Annotated in this window: 13 protein-coding genes and 1 pseudogene; 5 read left to right on the top strand and 9 right to left on the bottom strand. The window is 50.6% G+C overall.

Translation table 11 applies throughout. The features are described 5' to 3' along the window. Nucleotides 1-2: 2 nt before the first annotated feature. Nucleotides 3-1,820, bottom strand: coding sequence for a multicopper oxidase PcoA (gene pcoA / locus B8P98_RS28005; protein ID WP_000925242.1), 1,818 nt, complete (start codon nt 1,818-1,820; stop codon nt 3-5). Nucleotides 1,821-2,053: 233 nt separating this feature from the next. Here pcoA and B8P98_RS28000 point away from each other — a divergent pair, with 233 nt between their 5' ends. Then, the gene (locus B8P98_RS28000; protein WP_064141817.1) at nt 2,054-2,503 is read left to right on the top strand and encodes a hypothetical protein; all 450 of its coding nucleotides are present in this window, start codon (nt 2,054-2,056) and stop codon (nt 2,501-2,503) included. 288 nt (nt 2,504-2,791) lie between these two features. After that, complete coding sequence (locus tag B8P98_RS27995; protein ID WP_004118669.1) at nt 2,792-3,529, top strand: peptidoglycan DD-metalloendopeptidase family protein; 738 nt, start codon at nt 2,792-2,794, stop codon at nt 3,527-3,529. Nucleotides 3,530-3,562: 33 nt separating this feature from the next. Here B8P98_RS27995 and B8P98_RS27990 read toward each other — a convergent pair whose 3' ends face one another. The 7 genes from B8P98_RS27990 to silC form a co-directional block, all read right to left on the bottom strand. Next, on the bottom strand, nt 3,563-3,760 hold the full coding sequence (locus tag B8P98_RS27990) for a DUF2933 domain-containing protein (RefSeq protein WP_000843497.1): 198 nt from the start codon (nt 3,758-3,760) through the stop codon (nt 3,563-3,565). 40 nt (nt 3,761-3,800) lie between these two features. Next, complete coding sequence (silP, locus tag B8P98_RS27985; protein ID WP_064141818.1) at nt 3,801-6,248, bottom strand: Ag(+)-translocating P-type ATPase SilP; 2,448 nt, start codon at nt 6,246-6,248, stop codon at nt 3,801-3,803. A gap of 126 nt (nt 6,249-6,374) precedes the next feature. Beyond that, nucleotides 6,375-6,815: a DUF411 domain-containing protein gene (locus B8P98_RS27980; protein WP_000758228.1), complete on the bottom strand. Its 441-nt coding sequence runs from the start codon at nt 6,813-6,815 to the stop codon at nt 6,375-6,377. Between the two features lie 86 nt (nt 6,816-6,901). Next, the gene (silA, locus tag B8P98_RS27975; RefSeq protein WP_004098958.1) at nt 6,902-10,048 is read right to left on the bottom strand and encodes a Cu(+)/Ag(+) efflux RND transporter permease subunit SilA; all 3,147 of its coding nucleotides are present in this window, start codon (nt 10,046-10,048) and stop codon (nt 6,902-6,904) included. A gap of 10 nt (nt 10,049-10,058) precedes the next feature. Next, on the bottom strand, nt 10,059-11,351 hold the full coding sequence (gene silB, locus B8P98_RS27970) for a Cu(+)/Ag(+) efflux RND transporter periplasmic adaptor subunit SilB (RefSeq protein WP_004152079.1): 1,293 nt from the start codon (nt 11,349-11,351) through the stop codon (nt 10,059-10,061). Nucleotides 11,352-11,464: 113 nt separating this feature from the next. After that, entirely contained in the window at nt 11,465-11,818 is a 354-nt protein-coding gene (gene cusF / locus B8P98_RS27965) for a cation efflux system protein CusF (RefSeq protein ID WP_001246153.1), read from the bottom strand. A 28-nt stretch (nt 11,819-11,846) separates the two neighbouring features. Beyond that, nucleotides 11,847-13,232 (bottom strand): Cu(+)/Ag(+) efflux RND transporter outer membrane channel SilC, encoded by a 1,386-nt coding sequence (gene silC, locus B8P98_RS27960; protein ID WP_000475512.1) that lies wholly within the window; start codon nt 13,230-13,232, stop codon nt 11,847-11,849. A 189-nt stretch (nt 13,233-13,421) separates the two neighbouring features. On the opposite strand from silC, the gene silR reads away from it, so the two are divergent. From silR to silE, 3 genes are all read left to right on the top strand, one after another. Continuing rightward, nucleotides 13,422-14,102: a copper/silver response regulator transcription factor SilR gene (gene silR / locus B8P98_RS27955; protein ID WP_001572351.1), complete on the top strand. Its 681-nt coding sequence runs from the start codon at nt 13,422-13,424 to the stop codon at nt 14,100-14,102. After that, the gene (gene silS, locus B8P98_RS27950) at nt 14,095-15,570 is read left to right on the top strand and encodes a copper/silver sensor histidine kinase SilS (RefSeq protein WP_003032875.1); all 1,476 of its coding nucleotides are present in this window, start codon (nt 14,095-14,097) and stop codon (nt 15,568-15,570) included. Before silR ends, silS begins: the two co-directional genes overlap by 8 nt. A 250-nt stretch (nt 15,571-15,820) precedes the next feature. After that, nucleotides 15,821-16,252, top strand: a complete 432-nt coding sequence (silE, locus tag B8P98_RS27945) for a silver-binding protein SilE (protein WP_004178091.1) — start codon at nt 15,821-15,823, stop codon at nt 16,250-16,252. A gap of 295 nt (nt 16,253-16,547) precedes the next feature. Here silE and B8P98_RS27940 read toward each other — a convergent pair. After that, nucleotides 16,548-17,090: pseudogene (locus B8P98_RS27940) on the bottom strand (ISL3-like element ISKpn25 family transposase); the annotation flags it as partial. Nucleotides 17,091-17,094: the final 4 nt, after the last annotated feature.

Here is a 17,094-nt window from a genome sequence, read left to right as displayed (position 1 = left end):
CATCATTCCTCCACCCGGACTTCACGAAACATTCCCATTTCCATGTGATAGAGCAAATGGCAGTGATACGCCCAGCGGCCAAGCGCATCTGCTGTCACTCTGTAACTGCGTTTTGTACCAGGGGGAACATCTATTGTGTGTTTACGAACCATGAAATTACCGTTTTCATCTTCCAGATCGCTCCACATACCATGCAGGTGAATGGGGTGAGTCATCATGGTATCGTTGATCAGCGTGATCCTGAGCCGCTCACCGTATTTCAGCAGCACCGGTGCGGCATCTGAAAACTTGATTCCGTTAAATGACCAGGCAAACTTTTCCATGTGGCCGGTTAAATGCAGTTCTATGGTACGGCCAGGTTCACGTCCGTCAGGATCCTCAAAGCGGCTTTTCAAATCCGCGTACGTGAGAACCTTTCTTCCGTTATTTCGAAGACCAATACCCGGATCATTTAATTTCGGAGAGACGCTCATCGCCTGCATATCAACCAGTGGGTTATCCGTTTCTGACGCAGGATGACTTTGCATACCCGGCATTCCGGCCATCCGGGAATGATCCATACCGGCCATGCTGCTGTGATCCATGGGCGCGGAGGATGTCCCGCTATCCGGAAGGTCAGCACCGTCCATAGACATCATCTCTCCGCTGTTATCCATGCCTCCCATCTGGCTGTGGTCCATTCCTGCCATATCATGTCCCATTCCCCCCATACCCATATCTTCCATGGTCAACAGAGGACGGGGATCGAGGGGGGGAACGGCAGCACTTAACCCTTCTCTCGTGGCCAGTGTCCCTCGAGCGTAACCGGTCCTGTCCATGGATTGTGCGAAGATGGTATAGGCCTCACCCTGAGGCTCCACAATGACATCATAGGTTTCGGCAACGGCAATCCTGAATTCGTCAACGGTAACCGGGTTTACATACTGGCCATCTGCAGCCACGACCGTCATTTTCAGCCCGGGGATACGGATATCGAAATAGGTCATTGCCGAGCCGTTGATAAACCGTAAGCGTATCTTTTCACCGGGACGGAACAGTCCGGTCCAGTTTTTCAGCGGGGCCTGCCCGTTCATGAGATAGGTGTAGGTGTAGCCACTGACATCCGCGAGGTCAGTCGGATTCATTTTCATTTCAGCCCACATTTTCCGATCGGCAATGGTGGCTGACAGCCCCCTGGTATTCACGTCGCGGAAAAAAGAGCCAACGGTTGGTTTATTGAAATTGTAGTAATCCGACTGTTTTTTTAATTTTTTCAGCAGGCTGTGAGGATTTTCATCGGTCCAGTCAGACAACATGACCACATGCTCACGATCGTAAGCAAACGGTTCTGGCTCCCTGGCATCGATGATAATGGCACCGTATACCCCCTCCTGTTCCTGCAGACCGGAATGGCTGTGGTACCAGTAAGTCCCGTTCTGCTTAACCTTAAAGGTGTAAACGTAGGTATCATCAGGCTCTATGCCCATAAAACTCAGCCCCGGAACACCATCCATATTGGCCGGAAGAATAATGCCGTGCCAGTGAATGGACGTCTGTTCATTAAGACGGTTTTTGACCTTCAGGGTAATGGTGTCACCTTCTTTCCAGCGAAGAACGGGCCCCGGCAGGCCTCCATTGATTGTTTTGGCCTGACGCTCACTGCCCGTGATATTGACGGCCGTTTCACCAATGGTCAGGTCAAACTGAGTACCCTGCAGGGATGCGGCAACTGGCAGGCTCAGACTGGAACGCGCATTGAAACTCCATACGCCAAGACTTCCGGCTACGCCAGAGAGGGTTAACCCCTTCAGGAAAGTTCGTCGAGACGTTTTCAACAGCATGCGCATTCCCTTATTTAAAGTATGGTTACTGACAGAATTCGAGAACCGATTTAAATTAAATTACTGGTTCATCCACTTACAATGAAATGAATCTAGCACACCTTAAGAAACAAATTCATTACAATCGTGTAATGTACGTGGCTGTATTACATTTACGTCATCTTCCCCACAGGTTGATTTTTTTATATATGATCATAAGGACATCTTTTATGTACCTCAGAAGGTAATTACACATGAATATATTAATCACGACCACTGCGTTTACAGCTTTATTTTGTGGGGCAGCTTTTGCTCAGTCCAGTGATATTGCCCATGAAGCACATCGATTTGTTAATAATGCCTCAGCCGTCAGTCATGTGAACTCCTCGACGCATGAAAACTTACCGGACAGGGTTAATAAAAACAACACGTCCTCATTCTCTGAAATGAATGAACATGAAAGGGCCATTGTTGCTCATTCATTTATGAACAACAGCGCGTCCTATGCGCATCAGAAAATGATTGAGGAACATAAAAAAATGCTGTCCGGCAGTGATGCAAATTCAAAGACCTCGTCTTCTTCTTTTAACGAACTGAATGCCGGAGAAAAAGCCGCTCTCGTGCATGAGCAGGTCAATAATGCCGGTGCGGAAGCACATCAGACGCAGGCAAGAAAGCTTCGCGGGCTGTATTCGACCAGGTAACTGCAGGCGGGTTAGTGCTTAGCGTCAGGTGCGCAGCAGGGCTTTACTGACGGGTTACGTAGCAGGACATGAGCCCCATATTGCTCTGCCGTAACCTGTTTCAGTCCCGTTAATCATCACCGTCGGGCTGGTCATACAGTTCCCAGAGCTTCAGGAGCAAACGGGAAACAAGATATGTTACAAAAATGACGACCATCAACGGTGCTCCCGATTAACTGACAGATGACACGCCTCCTGAAAACCCCTAGCATACGCCGCAGTGTTCATGCTAACGGCGAATTCCAGTAAATGTATTCTACCGATGTCGTAAAAGAAAATGCCTACCTTTCAGCCACCCGCTCGGGGCTGGAATCGAACGAGATCGCTACTCTTCAGCGCTCCTTGCCTTCCCGGTTTAATCTGCGGCATTTGAAAAAAAATGAATCATTAAAACTCGTACTGCAAAAGAAAGCGGGAAAATCACGTGTCGTGGCCTATAAATTTACGTCCGGTTCATTTAATTACACGGCGTATCGTATATCAGATAAAAAGTTCTATAACCTTTCCGATACTTCCGGGAAAGGCAGTCTCGATTATCCGTTACCGGCCACAGCAAGACTCAGTTCGCCTTTCAATCCTGCAAGACTTAACCCGGTATCGGGAAAAGTGAGTCCCCATAATGGCATTGATTATTCCATGCCCATGAACACGAAAATAGTCAGCGTCATCGACGGAAAAATCACCCGGGCCGAATACAACAGTACCATGGGATATTTTGTTGAAGTAACGGGAAAAGCCGGTGTTAAAACTCGCTATCTCCACCTCAATAAAATACTCGTTACTAAAGGGGCCAGGGTTACCCGGGGAGACGCTATTGCGTTATCCGGTAACAGCGGACGTTCATCCGGTCCTCATCTGCATTACGAGCTGGTCATCAATAACAATCCTGTTAACTCACTGGCGTTCCGGGCAGCGGCACCCGCTGATAACAAACTTGAACAGCATGCCTTTGCGCATGCCAGAGACTACGAACGATACCTGGACTGATAACGGGGCCGCGACGCGGCCCCGTCTGCCGGATTAATTTTTTTTATCGTTTTCACTTCCTTGATGTTGATGATCTCCATGCCCTCCGTGGCCGTGGAAAAGATGCATTAGCGGGCAGACCAGCAATAACAGATATGGCCAGTAACCTGCCACATGTGACCAGTGTTCGCGCAGGAGGGCAAATGCCGCAATCGCGGCGACAGCAATAAGCGCATAGGTGGTACTTTTCATACCGGACTCCTTCTGTTAGTAACAGACCCTTCATTCAGGGTTATTTCCCGAGCCTGACACTTTTCAGACGCAACGCATTTGCAATGACGCTAACGGAGGAAAGGGCCATAGCCGCCGCCGCAATAACTGGCGACAGCAGTATTCCATACACAGGATAAAGCAGACCTGCAGCTACAGGCACCCCAAGAGCATTGTAGATAAACGCAAAAAACAGATTCTGCCGGATATTTTTCATGGTGATTTCTGACAGATGACGGGCCCTGTTGAGTATCATCAAATCGCCTTTGAGAAGGGTAACGCCAGCACTTTCTATTGCCACATCTGTACCCGTTCCCATGGCTATACCCACGTCAGCCGCTGCCAGCGCCGGGGCATCATTCACACCGTCTCCGGCCATCGCAACCACATGGCCAGACGCTTTCAGTCGGGTTATCACTGCTTTTTTGCCATCCGGCAGAATCCCGGCTTCAACCTCATCTATTCCCAGTTTCCGTGCGACTGCTTCAGCAGTAAGCTGGTTATCCCCGGTGAGCATAACAATGCGGATCCCCGCCTGACGCAAAGCTTTAAGCGCATCCGGCGTGGTTGCTTTCACGGGATCCGAGATAGCTATCATGCCTGCAAGGTTCCCGTCTGTGGCCACATAGATAACGGTAGCGCCTTCCATCCGCAACGTATCCGCAACGGCCTTTTGATTATCAATAACGATACTGTTTTCCTGCATAGCCAGTTCATTACCAATAACAACCCGTTGACCTTCGACATCGCCTGAGACACCTTTCCCCGACGGGGCATTGAAATTACTGACGGCAGGTATCACGATCCCCTTTTCATGCGCGGCTCTGACAACAGCCATACCCAACGGATGCTGCGAACCTTTTTCCACTGCAGCTGTTACACGTAAAAGAGATATTTCCCCACCCGGACTGAGACTGATAATCCCTGTCACCGTAGGCGAACCTTCCGTGAGCGTGCCTGTTTTGTCGACAACCAGCGTGTCCACTTTTTCAAGACGCTCAAGGGCTTCGGCATTCTTGATTAACACCCCGGCCTGGGCGCCTTTGCCCACCCCCACCATTATCGACATCGGCGTGGCCAGTCCCAGCGCGCAGGGACAGGCAATAATCAGGACCGACACAGCCGCAATGAGACCGTGCGCCATCCTGGGCTCGGGCCCCCAGACAGACCAGATCAAGAAAGCAACAACCGCGATAAGTATCACCAGAGGAACAAACCAGCCTGAAACGCTGTCTGCCATTCTCTGGATGGGGGCACGCGAACGCTGTGCATCAGCGACCATCTGAACAATTCGTGAGAGCATCGTTTCATCACCGACTTTCTCTGCACGGATGATAAGACTACCTGTCTGATTAATCGTCCCCCCAATGACAGGGTCACCCTTCGTTTTGGTAACCGGCATAGACTCCCCGGTCACCATCGATTCATCAACGGTTGTTTTGCCTTCGATCACGATACCGTCGACCGGAATACTCTCTCCAGGTCTGATGCGGAGCTTATCGCCAGGCAGGACATCTTCCGCATTAATATCCGTTTCATGACCGTCATGATCCAGCCGTCTGGCGGTTTTGGGGGCAAGGTTCAGAAGCGCAGTAATGGCGCCTGAGGTTTGTTCCCGTGCCCGCAGCTCAAGAACCTGTCCCAGCAGAACAAGCACCGTAATAACTGCTGCGGCTTCAAAATAAACGGCCACCAGGCCATCCATGTTTCTGAACGATGCAGGAAACCAGGAGGGGAAGACGGTTGCAATGACGCTGTAAACCCAGGCTACGCCGGTCCCCATTGCAACAAGGGTAAACATATTCAGGGAGCGGTTACGTAACGACATTCCGGCCCGGGCGAAGAATGGCCAGCCACACCACAACACGACAGGGGAGGCCAGAAGCAACTGCAGCCATGTGTTGTACTGTGGCGGTACTGTATTCCTCAAGTCGGGAAACAGATGAGATCCCATTTCGAGTACCAGAACCGGAAACGCCAGCAACAACCCCAGCCAGAAGCGTCTTGTCATGTCGTGAAGTTCATCACTCGGCCCCGTGGATGCCGTAGCTACGAGCGGCTCCAGTGCCATTCCACAGACAGGACAGCTTCCGGGACCACTGCGGCGTATCTCCGGGTGCATCGGACATGTCCACACACCTTCAGAATTCTCTTTTTCCGCCTGGTTGTGAGGCTGTTTTATCTGATCAGGGCTGACTTCGTGATGATCGTGGTGATGGTGATGGGAATGTTCACTGGCATCTTCGGTAAGATAACGATCGGGATGGGCTTTAAATTTACTCTCACAGCTGGCGGAGCAGAAATAAAGTTGGTGGTCCTGGTATCGAATGCTGCTGTGCGCCCTGTCGGGCAGGATGGCCATCCCGCACACGGGATCTCTCACCTTATGCAATACGTGGCCCTCGTCCGGGGATAATGTCTGCTCAGAAGCAGTCTGGTTGTTGTGTTGCACTGCATTGTCATTTTTCACAGTAACTCTCCTTATGCATACCGAAGCATCTTCTGTCTTCAGGGTATGTCATGGATGCGATTACCACGAATATCGCCGGCACAGGAGTGCCTGCTACCGGCGTCCCGTTATCAGCCGTTCCGCTGACTATTCGATTCGCTGGAAGACTTTTTTACTTCCATCCGGTGAGAATGCGATAACATCGTAAGCCTCTTTTCGGGCTCCCATCTCCATTCCAGGACTTCCTGCTGGCATACCGGGGGTGGCGAGACCGTATATACCCGAACCAGACTGCATTGCCTTATGTATCGTTGTCGCAGGCACATGGCCTTCAATGATCAAATTACCGGCAACCGCGGTATGACAACTTCGTAGTCCTGCAGGAATAGCATGCTTTTCTTTCAGGGCTGACAGCGCCTGATCATTCATGACGTGAGTTCGTACTTCAAACCCGTCTTTTTCCATCGCTTTGCCCCACAGGGAACAACAGCCACAGTTTTCAGATTTGTACATATCAATCACTTTTTCACTCGCCATCGCGGGTAGTGAAAGGCCGAGAGCCAGCGCCATTAGAACCACTTTTTTCATACTCACCTCTGTATATTATCGATATAAACCCTGACGTCAGGGTGAATCAGTAAAGAAGGACACCCACAGGGGGTGCCCTTTCAGGTTCAGGACACGCTTTTTTTATGTCTGCGCAGCCAGATTAATTTGTAGGCGGCAGGAATAATGAACAGGGACAGCAGCGGAGCCGTGATCATCCCACCAATCATGGGTGCCGCGATACGGCTCATGACTTCTGAACCTGCACCGGTTCCCCAGAGTATTGGCAGCAGACCCGCAATGATCACCGCCACGGTCATGGCTTTCGGCCGGACACGCAGTACGGCACCATGATAGAGGGCTTCATCAAGGCCTTCCGGTGTGAACGTCTCTTTACGGGACAATTCCGGGTGCGCTTCAATGGCATGACGCAGATACATCAGCATGACCACGCCAAACTCTGCTGCCACCCCGGCCAGGGCGATAAACCCGGTTCCGGTCGCCACTGACATATGGAAGCCCTGCCAGTACAGGAACCATATCCCGCCAACCAGGGCAAACGGCAGGCTCATCAGAATAAGTAAGGCCTCATCAGCCCGGCGGAATGCCAGATATAACAGGATGAAGATGATCATCACCGTCATCGGTACCATCAGTTTTAATTTCTTATTGGCGTGCTCGAGTAATTCAAACTGTCCTGAGAATGCCACACTGGTCCCCGGTCTCAGTTTCACTTTCTCACTGATGGCCGTCTTAATATCGTTCACCACCGACACCATGTCCCTGCCGCGGGCATCAACATAAATCCAGCTGGCTGGCCGGGCATTTTCGGTTTTCAGCATGGTTGGTCCGGAAACGACCTTAATATCGGCAACATCGCCCAGCGTAATTTGCTGCTTCATTGGGGTCAGGATTGGCATCTCTCTCAACGCCTGCGGACTGTTACGGTAATCCTGCGGATAGCGAATGTTAATAGGGTACCGGGCCACGCCTTCAACCGTCTCACCCACCATAGCCCCACCGATTGCTGAAGAGACGAACAGCTGGACGTCGCCCACAGTCATCCCGTACCGGGAAGCTTTCTCCCGGTTGATATCGATATCGATGTAGCGCCCGCCCTCAAGTCGCTCAGCCAGGACAGACACCACGCCAGGCACGGTTTTGGCTACCGCCTCGATACTCTGCGCCGTCGCGTCGATATCGGACAGAACAGTCCCGGACACTTTGATACCTATCGGGCTTTTGATCCCGGTTGAGAGCATATCAATACGGTTACGGATAGGCGGCACCCAGAGGTTTGCCAGACCCGGTAAACGGACTGTCCTGTCGAGTTCATCAATAATCTTGTCAATTGTCATGCCGGGACGCCACTGATCCTCAGGTTTGAGCTGGATCGTGGTTTCCACCATTTCGAGCGGCGCGGAATCCGTTGCGGTCTCTGCTTTACCGGTCTTGCCAAATACAGAAGCCACTTCAGGAACGCTTTTGATTAACTTGTCTGTTGTCTGCAGGAGCGCTGCAGCTTCTGCCGGAGAGACGCCAGGCAAGGTCGACGGCATATACAGCAGATCGCCCTCGTTAATCTTCGGCAGAAATTCACCGCCCACCTGACTCAGTGGCCAGATAACCGTGAAAATGGACAAGGCCGCAACCAGCAGGGTTGTTTTTGGCCAGTGGAGGACCCGCAGCAGCAAAGGATGATACGCTTTGATCAGCACCCGGTTCAGGGGGTTACTTGTCTCGGCAGGAATTTTCCCCCGGATCCAGAATCCCATCAGAATAGGAATGACGATGATGGCCAGTGCGGCCGCTCCCGCCATGGAGTACGTTTTCGTGAATGCCAGCGGGCCAAACAGACGACCTTCCTGCCCTTCCAGGGTAAAGATAGGAATAAAGGACAGGGTGATGATCAGCAGGCTAATGAACAACGCGGGTCCCACTTCCACGGAGGCGTCGGTAATCACCTTCCAGCGGGTGGCGTTGTCAATCTGCTCACCCGGATGCTGATGATCCCACTCCTCAAGCCGTTTGTGCGCATTTTCAATCATCACAATGGCGGCATCCACCATCGCACCGACGGCAATCGCTATCCCTCCCAGCGACATGATATTGGCGTTCAGTCCCTGGAAGTGCATGACGATAAAGGCGATACACAGGCCAAGTGGCAGAGAAATAATCGCCACCAGGGCAGAACGGACATGCCAGAGGAACAGTGCGCAAACGACAGCAACAACGATAAACTCTTCAAGAAGCTTGTAACTGAGGTTATCAATCGCCCGGTCGATTAACTGGCTGCGATCGTAGGTGGTCACGATTTCAACGCCTTCCGGCAGGCTGGCCTTCAGCGTCTCCAGTTTATCCCTCACTGCCGTGATAACGTCGCGCGCATTTTTACCCGACCGCAGGATCACCACGCCGCCAGCGACTTCTCCCTGGCCGTTCAGCTCGGCAATACCACGCCTCATTTCGGGCCCGGTCTGCACGCGGGCAACATCCCGCAGATAAACCGGCACGCCGTTCTCACCTGTTTTCAGGACGATGTTATTAAAATCATCAATGCTCTGAAGATAACCGCTGGCACGGACCATATACTCCGCTTCGGCCATTTCAACGGATGAGCCACCGGCCTCCTGGTTAGACGATTCAAGTGCCTGTTTCACTTCGGGCAGGCTGATACCGTACTGGGACAGTTTTACCGGATTGACCTGAATCTGGTACTGTTTCACCACGCCGCCAACCGAAGCGACCTCAGCCACGTTCGGGATGGTTTTCAGCTCAAATTTCAGGAACCAGTCCTGCAGAGAGCGCAGTTCTGAAAGGTCGTGTTTTCCGTTGCGATCGACAAGGGCATATTCAAAAATCCAGCCCACACCCGTGGCATCAGGACCGATTTCAGAACTCACACCGGCAGGCAGTTTTCCCTGAACCTGATTCAGATATTCCAGCACGCGGGAACGGGCCCAGTACAGATCGGTGCCGTCTTCAAAAATGACATACACATACGAATCCCCGAACTGTGAAAAACCACGCACGGTTTTTGCGCCAGGTACGGACAGCATGGTGGTGGTAAGTGGATAGGTGACCTGGTTTTCTACAATCTGCGGGGCCTGGCCGGGATAGCTGGTTTTGATAATGACCTGTACATCTGACAGGTCAGGCAAGGCATCGACCGGCGTGTTAATAATCGTCCATGTACCCCAGATGCTGAGAAACAGGGCCCCCATCATGACCAGGAAACGGTTGGCGACAGAGCGCCGGATAATCCATTCAATCATCGTCGTCTCCTCAGTGCCCTGAATGCATATTTACAGGCTGGTCAGACATTGCTGGCATACTGCTTTCTGTTTTTTCAGGGTGGCGCATACGTTCCAGCGCGCCCGTAATATTGGCTTCGGAGTCAATGAGGAACAGGCCACTGACCACCACGGTATCGCCTTCATTCAGGCCGGAACCGATGCCGGACTGTTGCTGTGATTCATGCAGAACGTGGATCTGTTTCGGCACAAACTTGCCTTCATCATCAACAGTAATCACGCGCTGTTCTTTGCCGGTATCGATAACGGCCTGGCTTGGTATCAGCAGCATCTCCTGGCTCTTGGTATTCAGTTTCAGATAGGCATTCATGCCCGGCTTGAGAAACTCATCCTTATTAGAAACCTGGAGACGGACCTGAAGCGTACGGGTTGTCTGATCCACGCTGGGAAGAATGTTCCATTTTTCGACATGGAATGTTTTATCCGGATAAGCCGGTACCGAAATTTCAAACTGCGACGTATCTTTCAGCAGATATGCGATAGATTCTGGCACTGCAGCGCTGATCCAGACCGGGTCCATCCCCTGAATCTGAGCCACTACTTTATCTTTCGAAATATTCATGCCGGTGCGCAGGTCAAACGCAGTAATGACACCATCAATAGGTGCTTTAATGGTAAAACGGGTCTGGATTGTGCGGGTTGAACGCAGCCTTTGAATATCCTCTTCCGGCATACCAGCCAGACGAAGTCGCTCCAGAACCCCTTTTATCTGGGTTGACGTACCGCCTGTACCGGATAACAGCAGGAACTCACTTTGTGCCTCAACCCATTCAGGAATGGTGATATCGATAAGCGGAGTGCCTTTCTTCACATGATCGCCAATCGTCAGGGGATACACTTTTTCGACGAAACCGTCAGAGCGCGCCTGCACAATGACAAACTGATACTCGTTGTAACTGACATTAGCCGGGATTGTCTGGGAATAATTCAGCATTCCTCGCGTGACTTTTTGCGTTTTTAATCCCAGATTCTGAACCTGCGTTGGATCGATACGGATCCCGCCACTGCTTTCATCGCCACTTTCATCAGCATATTTCGGCACCAGGTCCATATCCATAAAGGGAGATTTTCCGGGTTTATCAAATTTGGTATCCGGTTTCATCGGGTCATACCAGAAAAGTACCTTTCGCTCCGGTGCCTTTTGTTCGGTTTGTACTGTTTTTTGTGATGAGTTTACATACTGCCAGGCAGTAACCGATATCAGCCCCCCTGCTATGAGGCTGCTGATAATTATTGCAGCATATTTTATCTTTAAAGAAGCCATACAATTTCTCGCTGAAAAATCAAAACACCTGGCATATGCGCCCGATCATTCATTCACAGTAATCCCTTAATGAATGTTCAGGCGCACTGGATGTATTCGCTCCGGACTGATAATCAGGATTGCGTAACGTTAATGCTTTTGAGTAAGGAGATATTGCCCTGCTGAATAAACGAGAAATCGACATGGTTGCCGGTTTTCAGGGCATTGATAGCGTCGTCTGCATTAACAAAAGTGAAGCGCATGGTCATTGCAGGCCAGCCCACAGCAGGGATTGCTTCGTGCGAAATGGTAATCTTTTTACTATTCATATCAATGTCTTTAACGACACCGGTGCCCTTGATAACCTGCTGTACCGAAGCATCACTGGCAGCATTCATATCGCCATGCTGATGTGTTTCAGCATGAAGACCGGCAGAAAACATGACAGAGAAGGCACCAAATAAAACGGCTTTAAGTGAATTACGCATTTTTAATTTCCTGATTAATTAAATAAATTTACTCTACCCAACCGCCACCCAGCGCGGTAAACAGATTAATTTCGTTAACCTGTCGGGAATAGGTAAGATCGAGAATGGTTTGCTGCGTAGCGAAGAGGGAACGTTCTGCATCCAGCACTTCGATGTAACTGACAGCACCACTTGCATATAATCCTCTGGCACGCTGGAGAGTTATCTGAAGTGAATCAAGATAACGCTGCTGTGACTCAAGTTGCTGGCTAAGACTGTCGCGCAGCGCAAGCGTGTCGGAAACATCCTTAAAGGCTGACTGAATTTTTTGTTCGTAATTAACCACCGATTGTTGCTGGCGAATTTCAGCCAGCTTCAGATTGGCTTTATTCCTGCCAGCATTAAAAATAGGAATTTCAATTTTAGGGATAAAATTCCACATTCCACTTCCTGACGTAAACAGGCTTGACAGCTCCGTACTGCTTGCGGAAAGACCACTGGTCAGGGTAATGGAGGGGAAAAAGGCCGCTCGCGCTGCGCCAATATTGGCATCAGCCGCTTTCAGCTGATATTCCGCTTCCATAATATCCGGTCGCTGCAGCAAAATTTGTGAAGATAGATTTGGTGGCAATTTTACTGGTGCGATCTCCCCGCCTTTCATCCCTTTTTCTGACGGAAGTGCGCGGTACGTTCCCAGCACCAGTTGCAGGGCATTGTTTGCCTGAGCCAGATCGCCTTCTCGTTTGGCTATTTCGGCGCGGGTACTTTCGATTTGTCCTCTCGCCTGTTCAAGTGCCAGAACGTTCGTACTCCCGGTCACGAGCTGTTGCTCAACGAAAGCATAGGACTGTTCATAATTTTTCAGCGTTTCCCGCGCAATACGGAGTTGTTCGTACGCCAGTTGCTGGCTGAAATAGCTCTGTGAAACGTTGGAGACCAGCAGGATGTGTACGGCACGACGGGCTTCTTCGCTGGCAAAGTAGTTCTGGCGATCAGCCTCACTCATGTTCTTAAGTTTGCCAAAAAAATCGAGCTCATAGCTGAGCTCCAGACCCGCGTCGTACTCCTGTGTGGTCGGCTTGTCACCTTTCAGACCACCGTTGTATGTGATCCCGGATGAGGCATTCAGTTGGGGATAACGATCTGCATCCGTGACGTTGAACTGGGCCCGGGCCTCTTCAACCTTCAGGGCAGCCATTCTCAAATCACGGTTATTATTCAGGGCTTCACCGATCAGCCTGCTGACCTGGGGATCGACAAAAAAGTTTCGCCAGCCCGTATCCTGATAGCTGTTTACCGCAGGCGTCAGACTGTTTTTAGACAATGAAAACTGCTGGGGAACCGGAGCTGGCGGACGCTGATATTCAGGTGCCAGAGAAACACAACCAGCCAGGATGAATATGGTACTGATGCTGAGTAATTTTAATTTGAACATAACGCTTCTCGTACAGGCAGACCTGGTAAATGGTTCAAACGAAATCCAGAGTATTGATAGGGATACTTTACCGAACGCTCTCTGTTTGCCGGGTGACAGGATAATGACAATGTTGTCATTTTTGCTGTAATCCGTTGATAACGATCGTGGGCGCAATAAAATGACATTAGCAGCCAGCCGGGGAGCATGATGAAAATATTAATCGTTGAAGACGAAATTAAAACAGGTGAATATCTCAGCAAGGGGCTGACAGAGGCGGGGTTCGTCGTGGATCACGCTGATAATGGTCTGACCGGATATCATCTTGCCATGACAGCCGAGTATGATTTAGTCATCCTGGATATCATGCTGCCTGATGTAAACGGCTGGGATATCATCCGTATGCTGCGCAGTGCCGGAAAGGGGATGCCGGTATTACTGCTGACGGCCCTTGGCACGATTGAACACAGGGTCAAAGGACTTGAGCTGGGTGCGGACGATTATCTGGTGAAGCCCTTTGCGTTTGCTGAACTGCTCGCCCGGGTAAGAACCCTCCTCAGGCGGGGAAACACGATGATCACGGAAAGCCAGCTTAAAGTGGCTGACCTCTCGGTTGATCTCGTATCCAGAAAAGTCAGCCGCGCCGGGAACCGCATTGTGCTCACCAGTAAAGAGTTCAGCTTGCTGGAATTCTTCATTCGCCATCAGGGAGAAGTTCTTCCCCGCTCCCTGATTGCCTCTCAGGTCTGGGACATGAATTTTGACAGCGACACTAACGCGATTGATGTCGCAGTAAAGCGACTCCGCGCTAAAATAGACAACGATTACGGGACAAAACTGATCCAGACAGTGCGGGGCGTGGGCTACATGCTGGAGATCCCGGATGCATAGCAAACCGTCCAGACGACCTTTCTCACTCGCTCTGCGGCTGACCTTTTTTATCAGCCTGTCCACAATACTGGCGTTTATCGCCTTCACCTGGTTTATGCTGCATTCTGTTGAAAAGCATTTTGCCGAGCAGGATGTCAGCGATCTGCAACAAATCAGCACCACACTGAGCCGTATACTCCAGTCCCCGGCAGATCCGGATGAAAAAAAAGTAAGCAAAATAAAGGAATCAATTGCCAGCTACCGCAACGTTGCCCTTTTGCTCCTCAATCCCAGGGGTGAAGTGCTCTTTAGCTCAGCTCAGGGGGCGGCACTACGCCCGGCAGTGAATTCAGCAGATTTTAGCGAGCACAGCCGCGCACGGGATGTCTTTCTCTGGACGGTGGAGGATCCTGCGGGACCGATGGATACCGGGTCCGAAATGAAGATGGAAACATACAGGATTATCGCCTCCTCTGGTCAGGCGATATTTCAGGGCAAACAGCAGAACTATGTCATGCTGACTGGCCTATCCATTAATTTCCATCTCCATTACCTCGATGCGCTGAAAAAGAACCTGATTGCGATTGCCGTCGTGATAAGCCTGTTGATTGTTCTGATCATTCGAATCGCTGTCCGTCAGGGGCACCTGCCCCTTCGTAATGTCAGCAATGCCATTAAAAACATCACCTCCGAGAATCTTGATGCGCGACTGGAACCGACACGCGTTCCCATTGAGCTGGAGCAACTGGTTATCTCGTTCAATCATATGATTGGAAAGATTGAGGATGTCTTTACCCGCCAGGCCAATTTCTCTGCCGATATCGCGCATGAGATCAGAACGCCCATCACCAATCTGGTGACGCAGACTGAAATCGCACTGAGTCAGGATCGAACACAGAGGGAACTTGAGGATGTCCTCTATTCCAGTCTTGAAGAGTATAACCGGATGACCAAAATGGTCAGCGATATGCTGTTCCTGGCACAGGCAGATAATAATCAGCTGATACCTGACAGGGTCATGTTTGACCTCAGAGCGGAAGTCATGAAAGTCTTCGAGTTTTTCGAAGCCTGGGCCGAAGAACGCAATATCACGCTCAAATTTAACGGGATGCCCTGCCTGGTTGAGGGAGATCCACAAATGTTCAGAAGGGCGATCAATAATCTGTTATCCAATGCCCTGCGTTATACCCCGGAGGGACAGGCAATCACCGTCTCAATAAGAGAGCAGGAGAGCTTTTTTGACCTTGTGATTGAAAATCCGGGGAAACCGATCCCTGAAGAACATTTATCAAGGCTGTTTGACCGTTTTTATCGGGTGGATCCATCCAGACAACGAAAAGGAGAAGGCAGCGGCATCGGCCTTGCGATTGTGAAGTCAATCGTGGAAGCACATCACGGAAGAGTGCAGGTGGAATCAGACGTACGCTCCACGCGTTTTATCTTATCCGTGCCCAGACTGGAGAAAATGATCCCGGAAACCCAATGCTGAAAATAAAGATGTAAATGACAAAGATGTCATTAGCCTGTCATGCAGCAAACAGAAGCCATTCGATATAATTAGTGCAACTTATCAGGAAGGCTGGATTGCTTCATCAATACCCGGCGTCAGAGTACGCCAGGAAATGAATATCCAGCCCTCTTCCGGAGAAATAAACGCTGCCGAACTTGTTTCAGTTATGGAACTGAAAACACCGGTTGTACTTCCCCGGACATCACTAATTCAGAAATGGAGAGTTATCATGAAAAATATCGTATTAGCATCTTTGCTGGGCTTTGGTTTAATTTCATCGGCCTGGGCCACTGAAACCGTGAATATCCATGATCGCGTCAACAATGCACAGGCTCCTGCTCACCAGATGCAGTCTGCTGAGGCTCCTGTCGGGATCCAGGGGACTGCTCCTCGTATGACCGGTATGGACCAGCATGAACAGGCCATTATTGCTCATGAAACCATGACGAACGGCTCGGCGGATGCTCACCAGAAAATGGTGGAAAGTCATCAGAAGATGATGGGAAATAACACGGTATCCACGACCGTCCCGTCAACGTCTTACGCGGCGATGAATGAGCATGAAAGAGCAGCGGTTGCTCATGAATTCATGAATAACGGGCAATCCGGCCCACATCAGGCCATGGCCGAAGCGCACCGCCGCATGATCAATGCAGGCTGAATGCGACGGTAGTATCCGTGCTGTTACCTTTTCCCTGATAGATTTTCCTGAAACAACGTTGCTACATTTTTGCCCCCCGTCAGGGGGCTTTTTTGTCTGACTCAGCTACACTTAACCGGTACCTGTCTGAAAGGAATTATTATATGGGCTATTTGCATTCTAGGGTTGGAATTCATCCATTCTAACCCTTGATTCTTAGTCGGACAAAAAGCTGCTTCTGGTTGGATTTTTCTGTTTTTCACCACCCTGCGAAAATCTAACATTGGTTGGATTCTCAGACGCGCCCTCTCTCGCGTTAATCCAACTCTCCACCTTCTGCCTGCTTCAACAATGTCGGAATGTGCGGTCCATACTCGACCTTGCCTCGTCCTGCTCGAATACCACTGCCAACCTTGCGGGCTTCTTTGGAGTACAACGTCTTTGCACGGATGATCTCATAGCTATAACCCCGACCTAACCGGTTGGACATCTTGATCAAACCGTTGAGCCCTTCGGTATAGCCATTGGTGAGTGAGAACGGCGCATCCCAGTAGGCAAAGATGTCGTCGTAATGGTTGTGTACCGTTTTTACCAGTTTTTTGAAAGGCTCCATGCCATAAGGCGGCAGGCTGTTCTTCCAAGCCTCAAAGGCGTTCTGAGCACTCTGCTTGTCGGGTTCGTCGTAGATGCAGAAGAAGGCTTCCTTGAAGTCATAGGCCATGGCAAGTGCTGGGATCGCCTGCTTTACAACCTCCAGCGCCTTTTGCTCTGCGGGCGTCAGGTTGCCGGGTCGCTTCAGGGTAAGCCAGCGAATGGACTTTTTGACGTAAATGCGATCTTCTTTGCTTAACTGTGCCTGGGTA

The sequence above is a fragment of the Klebsiella quasivariicola genome, assembly GCF_002269255.1.
Taxonomy (GTDB): domain Bacteria; phylum Pseudomonadota; class Gammaproteobacteria; order Enterobacterales; family Enterobacteriaceae; genus Klebsiella; species Klebsiella quasivariicola.
Note: the sequence above shows the minus strand (reverse complement) of the source record. Positions and strands in the feature narration are given on the sequence as shown.